Genomic DNA, 26,275 nt, shown 5'->3' with positions numbered 1-26,275 from the left:
GTAAATGTCTATTTTATAAAGTTGTAATCAAAAAATGGTTTAACCCTTGGGTCATTTGTATCGAAAACCTCCTCAAAAGTGCCTTCACGCTGAAATTGGCCATCGAGTAACATGGCTATACGGTCGCCGGTTGATTTTGCACAGGTTAAATCGTGCGTTATAATAATGGATGATGTTTTGTATCGTTGCTGTACCTCATTAATCAAATCATTGATCTCAATACAGGTAATAGGATCAAGGCCTGCTGTAGGCTCATCATAAAGCATTATTTCCGGATTTAATATCAAAGTACGGGCAATGCCAATCCTCTTGCGCTGTCCGCCCGAAAGTTCAGACGGCATTTGGTTAATGGTCTGCGAAAGGCCAACGGCTTCAAGCACCGTTTCAACAGCGATATCAATTTCTTTGCGCGATATACCTTTACGGTTACGAACCAAAGGGAATTCCAGGTTCTTACGCACTGTCATACTATCATACAGGGCACTGTTCTGAAAAGAAAACCCTATTCTTATCCGCAATTCCTGTAAGTTTTTATCGCTGATGTTGTTTACTTCCTGCCCTAATACCTCAATAGTGCCATGATCAGGTTTTAATAGTCCTGATATCAGCTTGATTAGTACAGATTTTCCGGTGCCCGAACGACCCAATACCACCAGGTTTTCGCCCTGATACAGATCCAGATCAATACCCCGGAGCACGGCAAAGTCCTCGAAGGATTTTTTCAATCCTCTGATCCTTATTACTTCATTATTATAATCTATTTCAACTTTTGCTTTTTCCATAATGTTTATACCACTGTTAGCGAAAGTTGCTGGCTATCTGAACAATAATAATTTCTTCTATAAACACCAAAAACATGGCAGTAACTACAGCTCCGTTTGCCGCTTTACCCACACCTTCGGTTCCTTTATTTGAATAATAGCCCTGGTAGCAGCCCACTATCCCTATGGTGAAACCAAATACGATGGATTTAATTAAGGATGCTGTAAAATCAAGGTATACCAATGGTTGAAAAACCTGTTGCATAAAGGTGGTATAGCTGGTTCCCTCGTTCATGGCAACATTTAAATAACCGCCCAGTAAACCAATAAAGCCGGTATAAGTAGCCAAAATAGGAATAGTAATGGTAGTAGCCAGCACACGTGTGCAAACCAAAAATTTGAAAGGTTTGGTGCCCGATACTTCCATAGCATCAATTTGTTCGGTTACCCGCATGGAGCCCAGCTCGGCACCGATACTTGATCCTACTTTGCCCGAAGCAATCAATGCTGTTACCAGTGGTGCAAGTGCCCTCATTATGGCTATTGAAACCAGTGATGGTAACCAGGACGTTGCGCCAAATGTGATCAGTGATGGGCGCGATTGCTTGGTAAATATCAGCCCCACAATAAAACCGGTTACGGTAATCAGGGTGAACGATCTGACGCCTACTTCATAGCATTGCCTTATTACCTCTTTAAATTCAAAAGGAGGCATAAATGCTTCTTTAAAAAAGCGGACTATGAACAAGTGAATTTTGTAAACCTCGGCAAAAAAATTGTAGAGCTTTTTTTTAAAGGTCGACTGTTTTTTATATTCAGGTGTTGTTTGGTCGCTTACTGAATCCATTAATCTTTTTTAAATATTAATATAACATGTGCTAACTACAAAAAAATTAATAAGTTGTTTGTTTGAGTACCTGGATATCCCTTACGATGATAAATGTTGAACGCAAACCTTTTAATGATTTTAATTAATCTGTAATAATAGTATCACTAGCGTAAAATGTAATTTGTTGATTATGATTTAATTAAGTATGTTGTTAAATAACAATGGTTAATTATCAATCATTAAATGTAAAAATAATATTATATCTTGCTTTCCATTTGCAGTTACTTTTGACTGTTTGCCAATTATAAGCTGACTTCTTGCAGAAAACAATCTGCTCTTATTATTTACAACGCTTTTTGTAACAACAAAATCATAGTAAATTCTATCATCTTTATAAATAATAAAGTATGAATTCAGTTAAATTTGAGCTTACAGCACTGCTTTTACGGTGCAAACCTAAGTTATATTGATCTAAATAATTGATTCCTGTGCTAAAAAATACATCCATGAAATGTAAAATTTTGATAATGTGCTTTTTAATGCTGTTTACCAGCTTTTTTTTAAAAGCCCAAAATAATCAGTTTCAATTTTCGCACCTGGATATCAATAACGGATTGTCTCATAACGAGGTAACCAGCATATTAAAAGACAGCAAGGGTTTTATGTGGTTTGGTACCTTGTCTGGTTTAAACAGGTATGACGGATATAAATTTAAGATATTTAAGCACTCCGTAAGCGATAGTACATCACTTGATGATGACTACATTGTGAGTATCACCGAAGGCCCTGAAAATAAATTATGGGTTGAAACCCGTAACGGATTTAATATTTATAACCCCGAAACGGATAAATTTAGTCATGATATTGCCGGATATCTAAAGTCAATTTCCATTTCTTATGGATACATTACAGCTATAAAAAAAGATCATTCAGGTAATTTTTGGTTTTTGCGTTCGTCATCGGGGGTTTATAAATATAATCCTCAAACCAATAAAACCATTCACATTACGCATTCCGCTACTGATACCACTTCCATCTGTTCAAATACTGTTTCTGACTTGGTTCAGGATTCAAAAGGCAATATATGGCTCACTTACCGCAACGGGATACTGGAACGTATGGATCCATCCAATTTGCACATTACTTATCGCGCCCGCATATTTAATAAGTTGCCTGATGAAATAAACGCGTCCTATAAATTATATATGGATAAACAGGATGATATATGGGCATTTGTCCCTACTTATTCTGCCGGGGTTTACTATGTGAATTTTAAAAAAGGAATTTTTAAGCATATCGATAAAGGGAACGATCAGTCGCATTTAAATACTGATGTTGTTTCGAGCGTAATACAGGATGATAAAGATAGGGTATGGATAGCGACTGACCATGGCGGGGTGAATATGCTAAACAAGCAGGACTTTAAAATCCAATACCTGCTGAACCGGGAAGACGATGCCAAAACCATTGGGCAAAACAGTATTACCCTGATGTATAAAGACAATACGGGGATTATATGGGTTGGATCATATAAAAAAGGTGTTGGCTACTATCACGAAAGTATTATTAAATTCCCGCTCTATACCCACCATTTATCCGACCCGGTATCTGACCCTAAAAGTTTAAGCTTTAGTGATATTAATAATTTTGCTGAAGATAAGCTGGGCAATTTATGGATTGGAACCAATGGTGGTGGCCTCACTTATTTCGATCGTAAAAACGGGACTTTTAAAACCTATCTGCACGATCCTAATAATATTAACAGCCTTACCAATAACGTAATAGTTTGCATGTATATTGATCATGCACAGAAATTATGGATAGGCACCTATTTTGGCGGGTTGGATTGTTTTGATGGCAAAACCTTCACTCATTACAAGCATAACGAAGCTGTACCCGGAAGCATTTCTGAAGACAGAATCTGCGCTATAACCGAAGATTCAGATCATCATTTAATAGTAGGAACGTTATCTGTAGGCTTTAATATTATGGATAGCAAAACCCAAATTTTTTCTCATTATGTGTACAATCAGAGAGAAAATGCTATTCATTCCAATTATGTAAGCCGTGTGCTTGAAGACAGGCGTAAAAATCTGTGGGTGGTAACTTCTTACGGGGTTGATGTTTTAATAAAGGCAACGCATCAATTTATTCATTATATACACGATGCGAAAAATCCTAACAGCCTCATTAATAATAATACCAATAATATAATGGAGGATAGAGAAGGGCTGATATGGGTAAGCACCCGTGAGGGCCTGAGTATTTTTGATTATAAAACCGGCAAGTTTACCAATATAAACAAGCAGGACGGCTTGCCTGATAATACCGTTATAGATATACAACAGTATGATAAAAACAATATATGGGTAAGTACGCCCAATGGATTATCAAACCTGGTGGTTAGCCGTAATCCGGATGGGCTTAAATTTAAATTCATTAACTATAATGAAACTGAAGGCTTACAAGGGCGGGAGTTTACCGAAAACTCATCATTTAAAACCCGTGAAGGCGAGTTGATATTTGGCGGAGGCAATGGTTTTAATATTTTCAAACCTGCTAATATCCGCAGTAATAAAAATGTGCCCCAACTGGTATTTACCGATTTTGAGGTATTTAATCAAAGTCTGGCTGTTGGCGAAAAAACTAATGGCCGTGTTATATTACAAAAGTCCATTACAACATTAAACTCATTAAGCTTAAAATATAGCGACAATGTATTTTCTATAGAGTTTGCATCACTTAACTATTTTAATCCCGATAAGGTTAAATATCAGTACATGATGGAGGGATTTGATAAAAATTGGATAAACGCTGATAATAAAATAAGAAAAGCAACCTATACGAATTTGGATCCGGGAAACTATGTGTTTAAGGTAAGGGCAACCAATAACGACCAGTGGAATAACAAAGAATTAACGCTTCATATAAATATACTGCCACCTTTTTGGAAAACTACCTGGGCATATCTGGTATATGTTGTATTGATAGTAGGGGGATTGTTTTATTTCAGAAGAAGAGGCATAGAAAAACTACGCACACAGTTTTCTATCGAAAAAGAACGTGAAGAAGCTCAACGCATGCACGAGTTGGATTTGATGAAAATTAAGTTCTTTACCAATGTTAGCCATGAGTTCCGGACTCCCTTATCATTAATTATGGCACCTGTTGACAAGTTGCTAAAACAAATTAATGAACCCGATATTCAAAGACAATTACAATTGGTAAATCGTAATGCAAAACGGTTACTTAACCTGGTAAATCAATTGCTTGATTTTAGGAAAATGGAATACCAGGAATTAAAATTGCATGAAAAAAACGGTGATATTATCGCTTTTATAAAGGAGCTTTCTTATGCCTTTACTGATGTTGCTGAGCAAAAACATATACACTTTATTTTTGATTCGGAAATAGATGAATATTATACCAGTTTTGATTATGATAAGATTGAACGGATAATGTTTAACCTGCTTTCAAATGCCTATAAATTTACACATGAAGGCGGCCAGGTAAGTGTATTGCTTAACCAGGTTGATAACCAGCAAACTGGTGAACCGCAATTGGAAATAAGGGTAATTGATACGGGTATAGGTATTGCCGTAGATAAACGCGAGCGGATATTTGATCCGTTCTTTCAGAATGATTTACCGGGTTCTATGCTTAATCAGGGTAGCGGTATAGGGCTTTCCATTACCAGGGAGTTTGTTAAACTGCACAATGGGGAGATTTTTGTTGAAAGTGAATTTAATGAGGGCAGTTGCTTTACCGTGCTTTTACCTTTAGCTAAAGTAGATAAAAACATATTTACAGATACTCTTTTACAGTTAGACCATTCTGCCGGCTTTTCACCGGTGGATGAACAACCTAAAAATGGCGCCCAAAAAGAAAGCAAGGATCTCAAAAAGCCTACTATTTTGCTGGTTGAGGATAATGAGGATTTCAGGTTTTACATTAAAGACAACCTGAAAGCATCCTTTAATATAATTGAAGCCGAGAACGGCAAAAAAGGATGGCAAAAGGCACTTGCCCAGCACCCTAACTTAGTAGTGAGCGATATCAGTATGCCCGAAATGAATGGCATTGATTTGTGTATGAAAATTAAAGGCGATAAACGTACATCTCACATCCCGGTAATATTATTAACCGCTTTGATTGGGGAAGACCAGCAATTGAAAGGTTTGGAAACCGGTGCTAGTGATTATATGACCAAGCCTTTTAACTTCGAGATACTGCAATCAAAAATTAAAAATATATTGAGTCAGCAGGAGAGCATGCGTAAAACCTACCAGAAACAGGTGGAAGCCGTGCCTACCGAAATGCACATCGAATCGCCGGATGAGGCATTTATTAAAAAGGTTTTACTATTGATTGATAACAATATCTCTAATCCTAATTTTTCTGTAGAAGAGCTAAGCAGCGAAGTATTTGTGAGCCGGTATACACTTTATAAAAAAATACTGGCCATGACAGGTAAAACCCCTAACGAACTTGTGCGCTCCATGCGTTTAAAAAGGGCCGCACAATTGCTGGAAACAGGGCATTTAACCATATCTCAAATTTGCCATAAAGTAGGCTTCAAGAGCCAGAAATACTTTGTTAAAACCTTTAAATCTGAGTTTAATACCATCCCTTCTAAATACCTGGAAAGCGTTGGCGGAGAAGAGGAAGACTAGCCTTTTTGAGCCCGCGAATTTCCGGTAAACTGTAAAAGCCCCTCCGAAGGGTTTAGGGTTTGATGGGGTTTAAAACCTCAGCAGTGCCGGCACGTGTTGTAAAGCCGGTTTCTCAGATCCAACTCTTTATGATATTATAATAAGCTTAACCCTAAGCCGCTTAGTAATAATTATTGGCAATCGATTGCCAATAATTCCCTTTATTGCCCATTCACTATAATACTAAAATTGCACTTTAATAAGTTTTTATTCATTAAACAGGTGCACATTTGTCAATGTTTTAAAGTTTTTACTTGTTTTTTAATGCCTGTATTTTAAATAATTATTTGATAATCAATTACTTATTTCGTGTTGACATTTGTGCCCCTATTTATCCACAACCAGGCTTTAATATCCATATAATTTTACCACCAGTATAATGAATAAGTAAACATGTGCTTCACCTACACTTGTTTAAAATAAGCCTAAAGAATTCGTATACAAATTTTATTGGATGTTAACCGGATAGTTCAATATCGTATCCTGGAGTAAATGTGCAGCTCAAATTATGGTGCTGTATTTAACCTGCAATGCATTTGTTTTATGAAACAAGGCCCTTATACCAATTATAAGCAAAAACCAAAATCAATATAAATTAATTACTAAACTAACAAATCATTATGGGAAAAATTCTACGAATGGCATTGCTGTTTATATCCCTGGTAATGTGCTTTACGGTAATGGCACAAACACCGGGAACGGCAATCAAAGGTACAGTTACTGATGACAAGGGCGTAACGCTCCCTGGCGTTTCAGTTGCTGTTAAAGGTACCACAGTTGGTGCAATTACCGATGTAAATGGTAACTATAGCATTACAGTGCCTTCAAGTGGCAAAATATTGGTGTTTTCGTTTATCGGCATGGAAACTCAGGAAGTTAGCATTGGGGCAAAAACAATAATTAACGTAGGCCTCAAATTATCTTCAACAACACTCACAACTGTTGATGTGGTTTCCATTGGTTATGGAACTCAAAAACGTCAGGATGTTAACGGTGCTATTTCTTCTATTAGTGCTAAAACTATACAAGACATACCTCAAGTAAGTGTTGACCAGTTACTTCAAGGACAAGCGGCAGGTGTAACGGTTACTTCAAACTCTGGACAGCCTGGAAGTGCAACCTCTGTTCACATTCGGGGTGTTACGTCATTTACCGGATCAGAGCCGCTTTATGTAATTGATGGAGTAGAAATATCAGGAAATGCTCCCGGGGTGCAATTAACCAGCCCTGGTTCAAGCCAGATGGAGACAAGTGTAAGTCCGCTATCTTCACTAAATCCAAGCGATATTGAATCTATCGATATATTAAAAGACGCTTCTGCAACTGCAATTTATGGTAGCCGCGGTGCAAATGGTGTAGTTATTATAACTACCAAACGGGGTAAAAGTGGCACAGCCCATGTTAATTATGATGGTTTTGTTGGTTTGCAACAGCAGGGCAAATTTTTACAAATGGATAATCTGCAGCAATATGCCACTTTGGAAAACAGATTGGCAACTGCATTTGGTGAGCAACCTCGTGCTGAGTTTGCAAATCCAAGTATTTTAGGACCTGGGACTAACTGGCAAAATGCTGTATTCCGTACTGCACTTGAGCAAAGCCATAACCTTTCGGTATCAGGTGGCAATGATAAATCTGACTATTATCTTTCTGCTGGTTACCTTAACCAGGATGGTACCATATTAGGGTATAACTATAAAAGGTATACTATTAGGATGTCGGTAAATTCACAGGCAAAAAACTGGCTTAAGGTTGGTTCAAATTTAGGTGCTACCCGCAGCGATCAAAACGTTGGTTTAGGAAGCAACACCGGTATTATTTACAATGCCTTATTAGCAGCACCTGACCAGGCCGTTTACAACGCCGATGGTACTTTCGCAGGACCGGCTGTAGTAGGTGGAACTGTTGAAGGCGGCCCTAACCCTGTTCAGCAAGCGTTAAGCATTACCAATACTTTAAACAGGAATGAAATTAACGGAAACATGTATGCTGAAATAAAGTTTTATAAGGATCTTAATTTAAGATCGGAAGTTGGTGGTGATTTCAACTGGTCAAATGCACAAACTTTTGACCCAACTTATTCTTACGGGGCAACAGGCAGTACACCGGCATATCAAAATGAAACGGCTACTTTGAGTCGTTTAATTGGGAACAGTACTTACTGGAGCTGGAAGGAAACTTTAAATTATGGACATACCTGGGGTAAAAGTAATTTAACAGCTTTAGCAGGCCGTGAAGTATGGGAATCTGGTTATGATTATGTTCCCTTATCAGGTACAGGCTTTGTTGCAGGTAACAACGTGCAAAGTATTGCTTTAGCCAACGCGGTTGGAGCAAGTGTTGCGGAAAATGAAGCAACACAGGTAATGGAATCATACTTAGGCCGTGCAATTTATACCTATGATAATAAATACAGCATTACTGCAAATATCCGCAGTGATCGTACTTCAAACTTTGCGCCAGGACATCAAACAGGTTATTTCCCTGGGGCTGCTTTGTCATGGAGGTTATCTGAAGAGCCTTTTATGGCGAGCATAAAACAAGTAGCTGATAATATTAAGATCAGGGCAAGTTATGGTACAACAGGTAATTCAAATGTTGGGTTACCATATGTTTACGGTGCATCGCTTAAAGGGGTAGCAACTGCTTTTGGTACTGGATTTATTATAAATAATGCCGCAAATCCGAATGTTACATGGGAAAAAGCTATTCAGAAAGACTTAGGTGTTGATTTCACTTTGTTTAGCCGTATTGATGCAAGCTTTGATTATTTTGATAAAACTTCAAGCAACTTCCTGTTCCAAAAACCACTACCTAACTTCCTTTTAGGGGGGCCAAACGAATATGGCGACAATCCTGCAGGTATTCAGGCTCCATATATCAATGCAGGTCAGATTGAAAATAAGGGATTTGAGTTTTCAATTAACAGCCGCAACATTGTTGGTAAAGATTTTAACTGGAGTACAAACTTAACTTTCTCACATTACAGTAATAAGGTTACTTCGCTTAATGGTGCACCCGCAATTGTTGAGTCACTTAACGAAAGTTATATCAGCTTAACACCCACTAAAACAATTGTAGGTTATTCTGAAGGCGAGTTTTATGGCTATAAAGTAGAGGGCGTTGTTAAAACACAAGCGCAATTGTCTTATCTGGCTACGCACCCCCAAAATGTTACTGGGACTACCGCTCAAGTGGTTAGCAATGGTCAGGGAAATACCATTTGGTTAGGCGATTTACAGTACCAGGATACAAACCACGATGGTAAAGTTGATGTTAATGACCAAGTGCCACTTGGTAGCCCTCAGCCTGATTTTACTTATGGTATAACCAATAATTTCACTTACAAACAATTTGATTTAAGCATATTCTTCTACGGTTCATATGGCGGCAAAATTTTAGATGCGCTTGAATATGAAACAGCAGGTTTATCAGGTTTATATCAAAATCAGCTGGCTTCAACTGCAAACTACTGGACCCCGAGTAATCCAACTTCAAATATTCCGGCTCCACGTGCAGGTATAGCTAACCCTAACCTGGTAATGTCTGACCGGTTTTTGGAAAGTGCTTCCTTTTTAAGGCTACAAAATGTTCGTTTTGGGTACACTTTACCTTCACAATGGGCAAAATCTATTGCAATGACCAATTTAAAAGTTTACGTAAGTGGCCAAAATTTATTTGTAATCAGCAAGTATCCTGGTCTTGACCCGGAAGTGGGTTCATTTAATCAAAACCCTCTGTTAAGTAATATCGATTTAGGAAGATATCCTTCACCGCGCATTTTTACTTTGGGAGTTAACGCACAATTTTAATTAAAAAGGAATTTTGATATGAAAAGACATATAAAATATATAACAGGTTTGGCGGCAATTGCAAGTGTTATCACTTCCGGTTGCAAAAAAGACTTTTTTAATCGTCCACCAGAGTCTCAAGTTACTGTAGGTAACTATTACCAAACCACAGCACAGGTACAGGCTAGCACAAACGGATTATACGGATCGCCATGGTTTGGCTGGAACAATAAATCAGGGTGGGCTATTACCGAATTATCAGGTGGTAACGGGATTTCTTATTCATCAGATGTAAATGCTTTTGAAAACTGGTCGGTTCCGAATACCAATCCTGAAATTCTTGCCGCATGGGATTCCCCTTTTACGGTTATTGCTCAGTGTAATGGTTTAATAAATAACATGCCTGCAACTATTTCTGGTGTTCCGCAAGCTACTGTTAATAACGCATTAGGCGAGGCTCACTTAATGCGTGGCGTAGCTTATTTCTACCTGGTTCGGGTTTTTGGGAATGTACCAATTGTTACTAATCCGTTAAATGATTTAAATGATTTTCAAACGGTACCTACAAATCCTATATCTGATGTTTATCATCAAATAATACTGGATTTGCAATTTGCAGAAGCCAATTGTTCTGCGAATGTTGCAAGTACCGGCCACGGCGACAGCGGTTCAGCATCTGCTATGCTTGCAAAAGTTTATTTATATATGCAGGATTATGCCAATGCACGTAAAGAAGCTGAAAAGGTAATTAACAGCGGCGAATTTTCACTATTGCCAACCTACGAGAATCTTTTTCAAACAGCCTTTAATAATAATAAAGAAAGTATTTTGGCTATGCAGTGGATTTATAATGGAGGATACGATTATGGTAACTCTATACAGGCATCTTGGGCGTACAATAGTACCATTACAGGTACTGGTGACGGATACGCGGTTTTTGGTCCAACCATCGACTTGCAAAATGCTTTTGTGGCTGAAGGTGGCGACACCATCCGCAGGCATGCAACCATTATGATACCAAATAGCTTTTATGCTGATTTGGATGCTGCCACCGGAGGCTATACTTTCCCGGCAACAGGAAGTGCGCAAAGTACTAATGCAGCCGCAAAAAAATATGTAGTAGGTACACCTGCTGATAATGGCGGTAAAAGTGCTGCACAGGCAAGTGGCAATAATACTTATATTATCCGTTATGCCGACGTTTTGCTGATTGAAGCAGAAGCAATTTTGGGTCAGGGTGCAGGTGTTACAGCTGGTACCGGTATTCCTTTATCTACCTCAACAACAGATGCAACCGCATTGATGTATTTTAATATGGTTAGAACCAGGGTTGGTGTACCTGCCGTAACGTCATTTACCTATCAGCAATTGCTAAATGAAAGACGTTTAGAGTTTGCACTTGAGCAAGATTACTGGTTTGATTTATGTCGTATTGATGGTTATCAAACTGCAGGTTCGGCAGTTAGTCCAACACAACATCCTGTGGCTACTACTATTATCAGTAACCAGGAAAGAGGTACTTATAGCGGCACATTCGGGACTACTACAGCCCCGACCATTTATTCAAGTAAACTTACTCCTACAGCTGCAAACTTCTATTTCCCGGTTCCGGTAACAGAATCAGCGGCTGATCCAAATTTAGTTAAGGCACCTGTTGCATATAAATTTTAATTAAGAGACATATGAAAAAGATTTTTTCTATAAAAAGTCACTTAATGCTGGCGGCGTTGCTGGTATTAGGTTTCGCATCCTGTAAGAAGGAAGATAACGGTGGTATTAGTGGTGTAACAGGTGGCAAAGGCGCTCCTACCGTTACCAGCATACATACGGTAAGTAAATCAGTAGTCGACTCTGCGTTAACTACAACCACTACGGTTTATAACAGCAGTGGTGTGCCTACAACAACAACAACGCCAAATTACAATCCACAGGTAACTGCTTTTGATTCGGTAACCACTACCGGTAATCTTGGTAATTACTATGTATTGTATGGTACCAACCTGGGCAGTACAACTAAAATTGTTATTAACGGTGTGTCTATTTATTTCAATAGGGCACTTAATTCCGATAAATCGATTGTATTTAGTATCCCTACCACTGTGCCTTATGTGCAGCCACAGGCCAATACTATAATAATAACTACGCTTTATGGAGCAGTTACCTATAAATTTACAGTATTGCCACCGCCTCCAACAATAACTGGAACTACTGATTACAGTTATGTTGCAAATCAACAAATTACCCTAACAGGTAAAGGCTTTGCTTCGGTTTCAGCAATCAAACTAAAAACCACAAGCGATCCTATAACTATTGTTTCAGAAAACGACAGTACACTGGTAATGAAAATGCCGGCAGTTTCTGCGGCAACAGAGTCAGCGTTATTATTTACCTATACTTCAGGGTCAAATGCGGCAGCTCAAACAGCTTCTACTGTAGTATTTAATGACCTTGATAACAGTTACCAGATTTTTGTTAATGGTCAGCTGCAAAATGGTTGGTTTAACAATTCATGGTCTTACCCTTCGGGTACTGTAACCAGTGTTTCACATGCTGGCTCTGGATCATTCCAGTTGCATTATCCGGCAGGTGGTTGGCAGGTTGAAGGTATGGCTGATTGGAATACGCCTGGTAAATTCCCTTATGATCCTACCTATAAATATTTAACCTTCTGGATCAAAGGTGGTACAGTTACGCATACACTTGTATTGGTAGGTGATCAAATGGTGGGCGGTTATGGGCAGGTGCAAAATGCAAACGCTTATGCAGCACAATTGGTTACTGTTCCGGCAAAAGTTTGGACATTCTTCAAAATTCCATTGGGTGCTCCATCTTCAACAAATGCAAATCTGCTTAATTTCTGGGCCAACGGTACAACAGCTCAGCAGTTAGGGTTCTTCTTAATGGGCCAAACTGGTGATGTGGATGAAGATATGTATTTTGATGAAATGGCATTTATTAAATAACTAAAGAAATGTCTTTAAAAGCCATATGAACAATGGACCTTTTATTGAATAATTGATTTGTTTATACAGCCACCACCAGTTTGAGGTTTATGCAAAACCGGTGGTGGCTTTTTAATTATCTGTTAAAAATTATGAAAAGATTTATCGCTATTCTCTTTGTATGTTTTTTTATGCTGATGTATAAAGCCAATGCCCAAAAAAACCTGGTAACTAACGGTGGGTTTGAAGACGATGACTTATACGGGTGGAATAATAATGGCGCAAAACAAACTCCATGGGCTTTTAAAAGCGGTAAAAATGCTTGTGCTGTAATTGCAACAGGGACTGATAAATGGATAGGTATTGATCAAATTGTCCATATCCCTAAAAAAGTACAATCTATTGAATTTAGTGCATGGGTGAAAACCAATAATGTGGTGAAAGGAAAAGATGATTGGGATGGGGCTGTTTTTACGGTTGTTTTTTTGGATGCCAGAGATAAAGAATTAGGTGAGGGAATAAATATTATAAGGTTAACTGGCGACCAGGACTGGACACAGGCCAATAAAATAATTCAGATTCCGGAAAAAGCTTATAGTTTTAAAATTCTGTTTGCTTTAGGAAATGCATCAGGAACGTTACTGGTTGATGACGTAAGTGCAAAGGCAATCAATTGATCCTGAATAAAATATTATTGAATTGTTAAATTAGTATCAGTATATTGAAATTTTTATAAACCAAAAATAATTAAGAATGACAAGTAATGTAATGCGCGAAATTACCCCACTCACACCAAGCGATTGCTTTACAATTTTTACACGGGTAAAAAAGAAGTTTGATTTTCCGCTTCATTATCATGATGAGTATGAACTAAACCTGATATTGAATGCCAAGGGAGCCAAACGTGTAGTTGGGGGGCATATTGAAGTTATTGAAGATCTGGAACTAGCCTTAATAGGTCCAAACCTGTATCATGCCTGGTTTACTAATCAATGCCAGAGTGAATCCATTACGGAAATTACGATTCAGTTTCATAAAGATCTTTTTGATGATAAGCTGCTGAAAAGAAATCAATTAAGTTTTTTAAAAAGTATGCTGGAGCGTTCGCAAAGAGGGATAACTTTTGCGCCGGAAACCATTCTGGCTTTAAAGGACCGCATCATAGCGCTGGATAAAAAGAGTGGTTTTGATTCGGTTTTGGAGTTGTTATCCATTCTGCACGATCTTTCTACATCGCGGAATATGAAAACGCTTTCTGATCCGAGTTTTACCAACGAGAAGTTTTACTATAACAGCCGTCGTATAGAAAAGGTGTTTGAGCATATGAACAATAACTACAATAAGCAGGTAACCCTGGCCGAAGTAGCCCGTATAGCCAATATGCCCGAAGCGTCATTCAGCAGGTTTATAAAAAAACGTACAGGTAAAACATTTATTGATAGTTTGAATGAAATAAGGCTTGGTCATGCATCGCGGATGTTGATTGACTCAACTACTACCGTGGCTGAAATTGCTTATAAATGTGGTTTTAATAATATCTCCAATTTTAACAGAATTTTTAAACGGAAGAAGCTTTGTATCCCTAAAGAATTCAGGGAAACCTATACCGGTAACCGGGTTTTTATCTAAATTAAATGGAACTGAGTGTTGAATAAGCACCTTATATTGTGAAGCAAGCAAAACTATATGATAAAATAGTATTACATATTTGTTACTAATAAATCTACTTTAGCCAATACCATTAGAAACCATTTGGAAATAAATTTTCAAAATAACAAGTCTTCAAATTTCAAATAAATTAACATGCGGCTACATCCGGTAGATATTGCCATAATAGTTTTATACCTGTTAAGCACCATATTTATTGGCTTGTGGTACCGTAAAAAAGCACGTGTAAATAAGGAAAGCTACATGCTTGGGGGTAAATCGTTGCCCTGGTATAAGCTTGGTTTAAGCGATGCATCTGATATGTTTGATATCAGCGGCACCATGTGGATGGTAAGCCTGTGTTTTGTTTATGGTATGAAAAGCATCTGGATACCCTGGCTTTGGCCGGTATTTAACCAGGTGTTTTTAATGATGTATCTCTCCCGATGGCTGCGCCGCTCAAACGCCACAACAGGCGCCGAATGGCTGGCTACCCGTTTCGGGAAAAGCGGTCCGGGCGTTGCTGGTTCACACATTATCGTGATCGTTTTTGCTTTGCTAAGCTGCTTGGCCTTTATGGGTTATGGCTTTATAGGCCTGGGTAAGTTTATTGAAATTTTTGTACCCTGGGATTTGATTAAAGCGTACATCCCTTTTAATGTAGCCCCTCAATATGTGCCACACGTTTATGGCATCATCTTTACCCTCTTTGCTATGTTTTACTCCATTTTGGGTGGAATGCACAGCATTGTAACAGGTGATATGATTAAATATGGCATCATGACGGTGGCCTGCATCTGGATAGGCACTATTGCGGTAAACCATATGAAGGGTCATCCATTAAATGTACCTAACGGATGGTTCAGCCCGTTTTTCGGTACACGGCTTAACCTCAATTGGTCAAATATTATTACCGAAGTAAATGCCAAGATCAAAAGTGACGGTTATTCGCTGTTTGGCTTGTTTTTTATGATGATGACCTTCAAAGGTTTTTTTGCAGCCCTGGCTGGCCCCGCGCCGAATTATGACATGCAGAAAATTCTTTCAACACGGTCGCCCGAGGAAGCAAGTAAAATGAGCGGCTTTGTAAATATTATCCTGCTGCCCATTCGCTATACACTTATTATCAGTCTTACTATACTGGGCTTATTGTATTTCCACCAGATGAATTTAAAAGATGATACGGGGGCCATTGATTTTGAGCGGATACTACCGGCGGTTATCAATAACTTTTTACCTGTTGGCTTAGTGGGCCTGCTGCTTGCTGGTTTGTTGGGTGCCTTTATGAGCACTTTTAGTGGTACCATGAATGCCGCGCAAGCATATATCGTAAATGATATCTATTTAAAATACATAAATCCGAAGGCGGCCAACAGAAAAATTATCCTCATGAATTACCTTGTCGGGATTGTTGTTGTTGCCGCAGGCGTAGTGGTTGGTTTCTCTATTAAAGATATAAACCTGGCACTACAGTGGATCGTATCCGCATTGTATGGCGGTTATGTAATATCTAACGTATTAAAATGGCATTGGTGGCGCTTTAACGCGAATGGCTTTTTCTGGGGAATGCTCAGCGGAATAGTTACCTCAATGATATTCTCGTGGCTAATCCCGCCTGGCGAATTGTTAAACTGGATCCCGGTGCTGTTTGCCTTATCGCTTGCAGGTTCGGTTATAGGTTCTTATGCATCGCCGCAAACCGATATGGAGGTATTGAAATCATTTTACGCCAATGTTCGTCCCTGGGGTTTTTGGGGGCCGGTTAAGGAGGCTGTTTTGGCCGATGACCCATCCTTTCAACCTAATAAAAACTTTAAGATCAACATGTTTAATGTGGTAATAGGAACCATGGCGCAATGTTGCTTAACCATTTTGCCCATGTACCTGGTATTACGGCAAAAAATGCCGCTGTTGTACACCGTAGGCATTTTAGCGGTTTTAATGGTGATCCTTAAAAAAACATGGTGGAATAAATTAAAAGATTATTAATGAAAGGTGAATAGGTTTATAAAGAGAATGGTTGATTGGTTTAAACTCAATCAAATAATCCAACCGAATAAACTACAAACTACTTATATAATGAAGAACGAATTTGAAAAACGTTTAAAGCAATTAGAAGAAGCATATTATCAGCTGATTAATAAACCCAATGAAATAGCGGGTTTAGGCAACGGCGTTTTCGACCGTTATAAAAATCCGGTATTAACCGCAGCGCATACACCACTTTTTTGGCGGTACGATGTTAATCCTTCTACCAACCCGTATCTGATGGAACGTTTTGGCATCAATGCTGCTTTTAATGCAGGTGCCATAAAGTTTAATGATAAATATGTAATGGTAGTTAGGGTAGAAGGCACCGATCGTAAGTCGTTTTTTGCAGTGGCCGAAAGCGCTGATGGCATTAGCAATTTCACTTTTTGGGAATACCCTATTGACATGCCGGAAACAGACGAACCTGATACCAATGTTTATGATATGCGGTTAACAGCCCATGAGGATGGTTGGATCTACGGATTATTCTGCACCGAAAGGCGTGACCCGGAAGCTCCGGCATATGACCAGAGCATGGCGGTAGCTGCCTGTGGTATAGCCCGCACAAAAGATTTGATTAAATGGGAGCGACTGCCTGATCTGGTTACCAAATCGCCCCAGCAAAGAAACGTGGTACTGCATCCCGAATTTGTAAATGGTTTATATGCATTGTACACCCGTCCGCAGGATGGCTTTATAAGCGCAGGAAAAGGTGGCGGCATAGGCTTTGGCTTTACCGAATCAATGGAGAAAGCAGTAGTTGATCTGGAAACCATTATCGACAATAAAAATTACCATACTGTTTATGAGGCTAAGAACGGACAGGGTCCAACACCAATAAAAACAGACAAAGGTTGGCTGCACCTGGCTCATGGCGTGCGCAATACTGCCGCAGGTTTACGCTACGTATTATACCTGTTTATGACCGATCTGCACGATTTGACTAAAGTTTTATACAAACCTGCCGGATATTTTTTGGCCCCCGAAGGTGCTGAACGGGTTGGGGATGTATCAAACGTGGTTTTTTGCAACGGATGGATCAAAGATGATGATGGTACGGTTTATATTTATTACGCATCGTCAGATACCCGAATGCATGTGGCCACCAGCACCGTCAACAAACTGGTTGATTATGTAATGAATACACCAGCTGACGGTTTGCGCTCGGCTTTATCTGTAAAATCAATTTACAGGATAATTGATGGCAACAAAAGCCAATTAAAATAAACGGTTTTGGTTTAAATAGTTTATGTTATTGCTCAGCGGTGATGTATTCGTATTAAAAACAAAAACTGTTAAAGTGACATTATAAAATTAAAAATAGTATAGCTAGTGACTAGTCAGGATGTTAATATACAGCTAAGCAACTTTAAGTGCGAATTGAACCAGGAATTGAGCCGGATTTTAAGCTATTGGGCAGCTTATGCTCCCGATACAGATAATGGTGGCTTTTATGGCCAGATAGATAACGACAATAGAGTAACACCTGATGCACCAAAAGGCTCGGTACTTAACGCCCGTATTTTGTGGACCTTTTCTGCTGCTTATAATCATAAACCCGATCCATTGTTTATGGCACTGGCCGAAAGGGCTTATCAATATATTGCCGACTATTTTATGGATGATGAACATGGTGGCATTTATTGGTCGGTTGATTATAAGGGTAACCCTTTGGATACTAAAAAACAGGTTTATGCCATTGCTTTTACCATTTATGCCCTGAGCGAATTTCACATGGCATCCGGTAGCGAAGAGGCAAAGCAAAAAGCCATCGATCTTTTTTATTTACTGGTTAATAAAGCTTATGATCCCGCACAAACGGGCTACTTTGAGGCTTTTACCAAGAACTGGACACCTATTGATGATCTGCGCTTGAGCGAGAAGGACGAGAACGAGAAAAAAACCATGAATACGCATTTGCACGTTCTGGAAGGCTATACCAACCTATACCGTATCTGGCCGGATGAATCGTTACGTGAGCATATTTCTATACTGCTTAACAATTTTTTCGATCATTTTATCAATCATCAAACCCATCATCTGGCTTTATTTTTTGATGAGGATTGGCATTCCAAATCTGGCCTGGTCTCGTATGGACATGATATTGAAGCTACCTGGCTGCTGTTGGAAGCTGCTGAAGTGATTGAAGATAAGGCGATGGTTGAAGCTATAAAGAAAATCAGTATGGATATTGCAGAAGCAACAATAGAAGGTTTGGATACCGACAATGGTTTATGGTACGAGTATGAACCTGCAAATGACCATCTGGTAAAAGAGAAACACTGGTGGGTACAGGCAGAGGCGATGGTTGGCTTTTTCAACACCTGGCAAATATCAGGCAATGAAAAATATTTAAATCTGGCCATTAGCAATTGGGAGTTTGTAAAAAGCAAAATATTGGATAAGCCCAAAGGCGAGTGGTTTTGGGGAGTTAATGAAAACGGAGAAATTATGCTGGGTGAGGATAAGGTGGGCTTATGGAAATGCCCTTATCACAATAGCCGGGCTTGTATTGAAATTATTAAAAGAATTATGATATGAAAAGCATTAAAATAGCAATAACTATTATCTTGACATCTGTGTCTATGTTTCAGGCGTGTAAAAAGACATCTGCCAGCAACAATTCTAGTGGTAATACCACAACAGGGCCCATTGTAAAAGGTACAGATCCTGCGGTAGCATCTACCCAGGGCTTTTTCCTCGATAACTGGACAGCAAAAACATGGACAGATCCTGCTACAAGTATTGGCGTAAGTAAACCATCGGCAATTGGCGCAGTTAATGTAACAGTTGATCTGAGCCAGATTACTACCAAAGTATCCAAACTGATTTATGGCAACAACACCAATCCGTATATGGGCCAGTATGTTACCGAGCCTGTTTTAATGAACAACATTACGGCACTTTCGCCCAATATATTAAGGGCACCGGGCGGCAGTTTATCTGACGTATACTTCTGGAATGCTGATGGCGTAAACGTAACAGCTCCGGCTGATGCTCCCGCAACCTTACTGGATAATACAGGCACCGCGTCTGCAGCCAATTATTGGTTTGGCAACAATACCCAAACCTTCACCGTTACGGTTGATAATTATTATAAAGTACTGGCGCAAACCAGCAGTACCGGTTTAATAACAGTAAACTACGGTTATGCTCGTTACGGAACCAGTGCGCACCCCGACCAAACAGCCGCGCATTTAGCTGCTAACTGGGTGCGTTATGATAAGGGCCGTACACAATATTGGGAAGTTGGTAATGAATGTTATGGCAACTGGGAAGCAGGGTACCGCATTGATGTAACTAAAAATCAGGATGGCCAACCAGCCATCATCACCGGTACTTTATACGGTACGCACTTTAAAGTATTTGCCGATTCCATGCGCGCTGCCGCTGCAGAAGTGGGCAACACTAATATTAAAATTGGCATTGTGCTTACCTCAAGCAGCGATGTGAGCAATAACGCCGGGGTAAGCAATTGGAACGCTAATGTATTGGCGGCGGCAGGCAATACACCCGATTTTTATGTAGTACACAATTACTACACACCTTATGCACAAAACTCTACAGCAGCCATAATTTTAGCAACGCCGCAAACTACCAGTGCTATGATGAGCTGGATAAATACCTCTGTGCAAACTGCCGGAGTGAGTGCCAAACCTGTTGCCATGGACGAGTGGAATATACAGGCAGTAGGTTCAAATCAGGATGTTTCGAACATTGCTGGTTTACATGCAACAATGAACTTAGGGGAGATCCTGAAAAATAAGATCAGCATGGCCAGCCGTTGGGATTTGGCTAATGGATGGGGTGGTGGCGACGATCAGGGGATGTTTAATATCGGCGATGAGCCTGGAGGCGTTGCAAAATGGAATGCACGCCCCGCGTTTTATTATATGTATTTCTTTCAGAAATATGTTGGGGATAGGGTGGTAGCATCATCAGTAAGCGGAAATTCAGATATCGTAAGTTACGGATCGTCTTATACATCGGGCGAAGCTGGTGTTATCCTGGTTAACCAGGGAAGTACCGATCATACTGTAGCCGTAACCTTTAAAAACTTTTTGGCGGGCAGCAATTATTATTACTATGTGTTAAATGGAGGAACAGATGCTGTCCCTTTTTCGCGCCAGGTACAGGTAAATGGTAGTGGTCCGGCAAATGGTATCTCTGGCGGTCCGGCGGGTTTTGCTACCATGGCACCTTTAAGTGCAAGCATTTCAGGAGGTATAAATGTGGTTGTACCAGCTTATGGAGCGGTGTTTTTAGTTGCCGATAAACAGTAGATAATACGGTTCTGAATGAGCGGGATAAAGTTTCTATATTTATTAAATGGCCTGGACAAATAAACTAAATGGTAAATATTCGTTAGAAACGCTTAATTCCAAAGAAAGCATTGTAAATACTTTAAAAGAACGAATTGACAAAGCACAGAAAGATAAAAGCTGGTTTTCTTTTGAGGATGTTGATTATAAAAACATGCGAATTGATGATTATAGAATAATAATTAAAAGAAAACCTGCTTTGGTGAGTTTTATGCCGAATCCTGATAACGGTTTCATTATAGTTCATTTTAATCAAATTAACAATGAAAAAATGCAAGTTAATGCTGAAATAAAACCTTATAAGATTGGACTTTGGCTTGCAATAGGCGTTTTAATACCCTTTAGTGCTTTGCAGTTATTGATGATGCATGGAGTATATAAATATGGTCTTTTAATAATATCGTGGTCCCTCGTTCTGAGTGTTGCTTATCTTGGGGTTCTATTTTTTAGATATAGATTGAAGATGTATCTGGAAACGGTTCTTGCGGATATCGGAATTAAAGGTGATCTTATAAGAGAAAGAAAATAAATTATGGACAGTAATCTCATAAAAAATGAAACCCATACGCCACACTATTCAGTTAATAATCATGGTTCTGCTGATGTCGGTTAGAATCTCCTACGCTGCGCGAATCACTAATTTCAACGTTAAAGATTACGGTGCCGCAGGCGATGGTATAAACCTGGATAGTAAGGCTATAAACAAAGCTATTGATGCTGCTTCGGCTGCAGGTGGTGGTACGGTTTATCTTCCGGCGGGCAATTATTTATCAGGTTCTATCCACCTTAAAAGTAATATTTCTTTGTTTATTGATCAGGGCGCTACCATTATTGCGGCTCCGGTAAGTGCCGCAAACGGGTATGACGAGGAAGAAGCCAGCGTAAATACCATATACCAGGATTCGGGGCATAGCCATTGGCACAACAGCCTCATCTGGGGCGAAAACCTGCACGATGTTTCCATATTGGGACAAGGGCAAATTTGGGGTAAGGGCTTGTATAAAGACTATGTGAAAGATAAGCAATCGGCCAACAAAGCAATAGCCTTATACCTGTGCCGTAACGTGAACATAAGGGATATTTCTGTGTTGCATGGTGGTTGGTTCGCCATTTTAGTTACTGGTGTTGATAATTTAACTATCGACAATGTAATATTGGATACCAACCGCGATGGTATGGATATTGATTGCTGCCGTAATGTGCATGTTTCCAATTGCAGCGTTAACTCACCTTATGACGATGGCATTTGTTTGAAAAGTACTTTTGGTTTGGGTTTTGCCCGCGCTACCGAAAATGTGACTATTACCAATTGTGCCGTAAGTGGTTTTGATGAGGGTTCTTTTTTAGGTGGTACCTACAAAAGAACCGTTAGTTTGCACTGGAAGGATGGCCCGGTTGGGCGCATAAAATTTGGTACAGAATCAAACGGGGGATTTAAAAATATCACCATATCAAATTGCACATTTAATTATTGCCGGGGCCTTGCCCTCGAAACAGTGGATGGTGCTTTATTAGAAGATGTAACCATCACCAATATTACCATGCGCGACATTGTAAATGCTCCCATATTTTTAAGAATTGGATCCAGAATGCGTGGACCTGCAGAGGTGCCTGTAGGCGAGCTGCGTCGGGTTATTATCAGCAATATTATTGCTTATAACGTTGAGCCGTGGCAAGGCGTGCTGATTAGTGGCATACCCAATCATCCTATAAAAGACATCACCCTAAAAGATATTAAACTTTATTTTAAAGGAACCGGGACTGATCAACAAGCTAAGCTCGATGTACCCGAATTAGAAAAAGGCTACCCAGAACCAAGTAGTTTTGGCACCTTACCGGCTTATGGATTTTTTGTGCGGCATGTTGAGAGCCTCACATTGGAAAATATTGAACTGAATTTTTTAAACGACGATCAGCGCCCGGCTTTCGTTTTTGATGATGTTAAGGATGCCAATTTACGGTTTGTAAAAGCACAAACATCAGGCAGCATACCGCCCATCAGCATGAAAAATACGGAGAATATCACTGTTTTTCAATCATTGAATTTGCCGGATGGGAAATTGAGTAACAAGCAATAAAACTGAATTATGAGAAAAAAAATTATAAAAAGTGCTGTTTTAGCTGTGTTAATTGGCTTCGCTGCCAATGTATCTTATGCTCAGAAATTTGAAGAACTGGCCCAAACCCCACCAATGGGCTGGAATAGCTGGAATACTTTTCAAACCAATATTGACGAGCCTTTGCTAAAAGGCATGGTGGATACTTATGTATCATCGGGCATGAAAGACGCTGGGTATACCTATTTTGTATTGGACGATGGCTGGATGAGTATGGATCGGGATAAGGATGGTAACCTGGTGGCTGATCCTAAAAAATTCCCCAACGGGATGAAGGAGTTTGCCGATTATGTACATTCAAAGGGACTGAAGTTTGGTATCTATAATTGCGCGGGTACAAAAACGTGTGCAGGTTATCCCGGCACACGCGGTTACGAATATCAGGATGCCCGTTTATATGCCTCATGGGGTGTTGATTATTTAAAGTTTGATTGGTGCAATACAGATGGTATTAATGCTAAAGAAGCTTATACTACCATGAGTATGGCCATTCGTGCAGCTGGCAGGCCAATGGTGTTTAGCCTGTGCGAATGGGGAAATCATCAGCCATGGCGCTGGGCAAAGGATGTTGGTCAGCTTTGGCGCAGTACCGGTGATATTTATGTCGGCTTTGAAAAGAACCTGAGCAAGGGTAGTTGGACGGCTTTAAGCGTATTGAGTATTTTAGATAAGCAGGACAGTATTCGCCAATATGCAGGCCCGGGCCATTGGAATGACCCTGATATGCTGGAAGTGGGTAACGGGATGAAGTATAATGAAGATAAAGCTCATTTTTCTTTATGGTGTATGCTGGCTGCTCCTTTAATGGCTGGTAATGATCTGCGTAAAATGACAGATCAAACCAAATCGATATTAACCAATAAAGATTTGATATCGGTAGATCAGGATGCGCTTGGAATTGAAGCTTTCAGATATTATTCTTTTGACGGGATTGAAATTTGGGTAAAGCCCTTATCAAATAACGAAGTGGCTGTTTGTTTCTTAAACCGTTCAGACCATCCTCAAACCATAAATTACAACTGGAAGGGACATGTTATAAGCGACCCAATAAATAAGGTGAATTATAATTTTAACGCAGATACTTATAAGCTGCGCGATTTGTGGACGAAAAAGGAAATCGGCACTACTGCAAAAAACTTTGAACAAACCATACCATCAGATGATGTGGTGGTATTAAGATTGACGAAATAAATAGAGAATCGGCTTAAAAGATGAATAAATTATATCTCACCATAATTGCACTTTTTATAAGTTTTAGCGTTCATGCGCAACTATCCAATCCGAGTGATAGCAGGGCTACTAAAGAAACAAAAGCACTTTATTATTCCATGCAGAGGCTTGTTGATGCCGGGGTAATGTTTGGGCACCATGATGATACGGGTTATGGCGTGCAGTGGAAGTTTACGGATGATAGCTCGGATGTGAAAAGCACTACAGGTTCATATCCGGCTGTTTATGGCTGGGATCTGGCCAAAATTGAACATGACAGTACCCAAGACATTAACCGCATCCCTTTTGAATTGCAGAAAAAACGGGTACAAGAAGCTTATGCCCGTGGAGGCATCAACACTTTTTGCTGGCACATGGATAATCCTGCTGATGGTAAAAGCGCCTGGGATACTACAGAACGTACCATCGCCGCAATTTTGCCCGGCGGCTCTGCGCATGAAGTTTACGTGCAATGGCTGGATCGTGCGGCGAATTATTTAAAAGAGCTGAAAGGAAAAGATGGTGAACCGATTCCCATTCTTTTTCGTCCGTTTCATGAACTAACCGGTACCTGGTTCTGGTGGTGCAAAAACACCAGCTCACCCGAGGAATTTAAAGCCCTTTGGCGCTTTACGGTTGATTACCTGCGTAATACCAAAAAGCTGCATAACCTGCTCATTGTTTATTCCGTAGCTGATTTTGATACCGAGGCCCAGTTTATGGAGCGGTATCCTGGGGATAATTATGTCGATTTTATGGGTTTTGATAACTACTGCCGTAATAATGTAGCTTATTTTCAAAGCAAACTTGATAGCCGTCTGGCGCTTTTAAATGTAATTGCAGCAAATCACCATAAACCATCCTGCCTGGCAGAAGTGGGGTATAATCTCATTCCGCAAGCCGACTGGTGGACAAAAGTTTTATTACCCGTGCTGGCCAAAAATAAAACATCATACGTACTTACCTGGCGCAATGCCGATACCTCGCAATATTTTGCACCTTACCCGGGCCAAATGAGTGAGAAGGATTTTAAGGATTTTGCAAATAGTTACCACACCATTTTTCAAAATCGGTTAACTCCGCTGGGGATATATGGTAGGCCGGTAGAATAGGGTGGATTCTTAGCCAAAACTGTAATAGGTTAGTTTTTAACGACGGGTTCTTTCATCTTTAAAACATATCTTTATATTTTTGCCGAACGATTAATACTAACCCTATGTGCGCTAAAATTGACAAAAATATTCAAGATGCCGAATTATATAAAGAGCTGCTTGAAGGCAACAAACAGTTTGTAAAAAACACTTTAGCTATTGACCCGGAGTATTTTACTAATCTGGCTAAAGGGCAATCTCCGCCCGTGTTGTGGATAGGCTGTGCTGATAGCCGTGTTCCGGCAAACCAGATTACAAATACTGCCCCGGGCGAGATCTTTGTTCACCGTAACATTGCCAATATGGTAATCCATTCGGACATGAACATGCTATCGGTATTGGATTATGCCGTAAACGTTTTAAAAGTAAAACATGTAATTGTAACAGGGCATTATGGCTGCGGCGGTATAGCTGCGGCAATAGGTAACAACCAGTTTGGTTTAATTGATAACTGGCTGCGCCACATTAAAGATGTTTACCGCTTGCACGCTAAAGAGCTTGATCAGGTTGCTGATTTTGATGAGCGTTGCGACCGTCTGGTGGAATATAACGTGATTGAAAACGTATACAATTTGTGCAAAACCTCCATTGTACAAAATGCCTGGCACAACGGGCAGCCCCTGGGAATTCATGGCTGGGTTTATAGCCTTAGCACAGGCATCATTACCGATATGAAGGTGAGTACCTACGATAACGGGCAGATGGATAATGTATTTAAGTTTAAATAGTTGATAGATCATGGTTCATAGATCATGGCTTAAAC

The 26,275-nt window shown here is 39.7% G+C and carries 17 protein-coding genes; 15 read left to right on the top strand and 2 right to left on the bottom strand.

The annotated features are described in order from the left end of the window. Positions 1-8: 8 nt before the first annotated feature. Together JN11_RS06500 and JN11_RS06495 are read right to left on the bottom strand one after the other, a co-directional pair. Positions 9-782 carry an ABC transporter ATP-binding protein gene (locus JN11_RS06500; RefSeq protein ID WP_144910882.1) on the bottom strand — a complete coding sequence of 258 codons (774 nt, stop codon included), beginning with the start codon at positions 780-782 and terminating at the stop codon, positions 9-11. Between the two features lie 16 nt (positions 783-798). Further along, on the bottom strand, positions 799-1,608 hold the full coding sequence (locus JN11_RS06495) for an MlaE family ABC transporter permease (protein WP_144910880.1): 810 nt from the start codon (positions 1,606-1,608) through the stop codon (positions 799-801). Between the two features lie 488 nt (positions 1,609-2,096). Here JN11_RS06495 and JN11_RS06490 point away from each other — a divergent pair, with 488 nt between their 5' ends. From JN11_RS06490 to JN11_RS06420, 15 genes are all read left to right on the top strand, one after another. Continuing rightward, entirely contained in the window at positions 2,097-6,263 is a 4,167-nt protein-coding gene (locus tag JN11_RS06490; protein WP_246138954.1) for a hybrid sensor histidine kinase/response regulator, read from the top strand. A gap of 659 nt (positions 6,264-6,922) precedes the next feature. After that, positions 6,923-10,114, top strand: a complete 3,192-nt coding sequence (locus JN11_RS06485) for a SusC/RagA family TonB-linked outer membrane protein (RefSeq protein WP_144910878.1) — start codon at positions 6,923-6,925, stop codon at positions 10,112-10,114. An 18-nt stretch (positions 10,115-10,132) separates the two neighbouring features. Continuing rightward, positions 10,133-11,764, top strand: coding sequence for a RagB/SusD family nutrient uptake outer membrane protein (locus JN11_RS06480; protein ID WP_144910876.1), 1,632 nt, complete (start codon positions 10,133-10,135; stop codon positions 11,762-11,764). A gap of 11 nt (positions 11,765-11,775) precedes the next feature. Then, the gene (locus tag JN11_RS06475; RefSeq protein WP_144910874.1) at positions 11,776-13,056 is read left to right on the top strand and encodes a hypothetical protein; all 1,281 of its coding nucleotides are present in this window, start codon (positions 11,776-11,778) and stop codon (positions 13,054-13,056) included. Between the two features lie 131 nt (positions 13,057-13,187). Continuing rightward, the gene (locus tag JN11_RS06470) at positions 13,188-13,712 is read left to right on the top strand and encodes a carbohydrate binding domain-containing protein (RefSeq protein WP_144910872.1); all 525 of its coding nucleotides are present in this window, start codon (positions 13,188-13,190) and stop codon (positions 13,710-13,712) included. 76 nt (positions 13,713-13,788) lie between these two features. Then, positions 13,789-14,664 (top strand): AraC family transcriptional regulator, encoded by an 876-nt coding sequence (locus JN11_RS06465; protein ID WP_144910870.1) that lies wholly within the window; start codon positions 13,789-13,791, stop codon positions 14,662-14,664. A 174-nt stretch (positions 14,665-14,838) separates the two neighbouring features. After that, a complete protein-coding gene (locus JN11_RS06460) occupies positions 14,839-16,671 on the top strand; it encodes a sodium:solute symporter family protein (protein ID WP_144910868.1) in 1,833 nt (610 codons plus the stop codon). Positions 16,672-16,761: 90 nt separating this feature from the next. After that, positions 16,762-17,940, top strand: coding sequence for a glycoside hydrolase family 130 protein (locus JN11_RS06455; protein WP_144910866.1), 1,179 nt, complete (start codon positions 16,762-16,764; stop codon positions 17,938-17,940). Positions 17,941-18,045: 105 nt separating this feature from the next. Then, entirely contained in the window at positions 18,046-19,254 is a 1,209-nt protein-coding gene (locus tag JN11_RS06450; RefSeq protein WP_246138953.1) for an AGE family epimerase/isomerase, read from the top strand. Then, entirely contained in the window at positions 19,251-20,996 is a 1,746-nt protein-coding gene (locus tag JN11_RS06445; RefSeq protein ID WP_144910864.1) for an alpha-L-arabinofuranosidase, read from the top strand. The genes JN11_RS06450 and JN11_RS06445 overlap by 4 nt, the downstream gene beginning before the upstream one ends. Positions 20,997-21,042: 46 nt before the next feature. After that, on the top strand, positions 21,043-21,564 hold the full coding sequence (locus JN11_RS06440; RefSeq protein WP_144910862.1) for a hypothetical protein: 522 nt from the start codon (positions 21,043-21,045) through the stop codon (positions 21,562-21,564). Positions 21,565-21,589: 25 nt separating this feature from the next. Continuing rightward, positions 21,590-23,113 carry a rhamnogalacturonidase gene (locus JN11_RS06435; RefSeq protein ID WP_144910860.1) on the top strand — a complete coding sequence of 508 codons (1,524 nt, stop codon included), beginning with the start codon at positions 21,590-21,592 and terminating at the stop codon, positions 23,111-23,113. 9 nt (positions 23,114-23,122) lie between these two features. Beyond that, entirely contained in the window at positions 23,123-24,343 is a 1,221-nt protein-coding gene (locus JN11_RS06430; RefSeq protein ID WP_144910858.1) for a glycoside hydrolase family 27 protein, read from the top strand. Between the two features lie 20 nt (positions 24,344-24,363). Then, a complete protein-coding gene (locus JN11_RS06425) occupies positions 24,364-25,473 on the top strand; it encodes a glycoside hydrolase family 26 protein (protein ID WP_144910856.1) in 1,110 nt (369 codons plus the stop codon). Positions 25,474-25,577: 104 nt separating this feature from the next. After that, positions 25,578-26,240 (top strand): carbonic anhydrase, encoded by a 663-nt coding sequence (locus JN11_RS06420; protein ID WP_144910854.1) that lies wholly within the window; start codon positions 25,578-25,580, stop codon positions 26,238-26,240. Positions 26,241-26,275: the final 35 nt, after the last annotated feature.

It is taken from the genome of Mucilaginibacter frigoritolerans, assembly GCF_007830615.1.
Classification (GTDB): Bacteria; Bacteroidota; Bacteroidia; order Sphingobacteriales; family Sphingobacteriaceae; genus Mucilaginibacter; species Mucilaginibacter frigoritolerans.
This window is presented reverse-complemented; position numbering and strand designations above follow the sequence as displayed.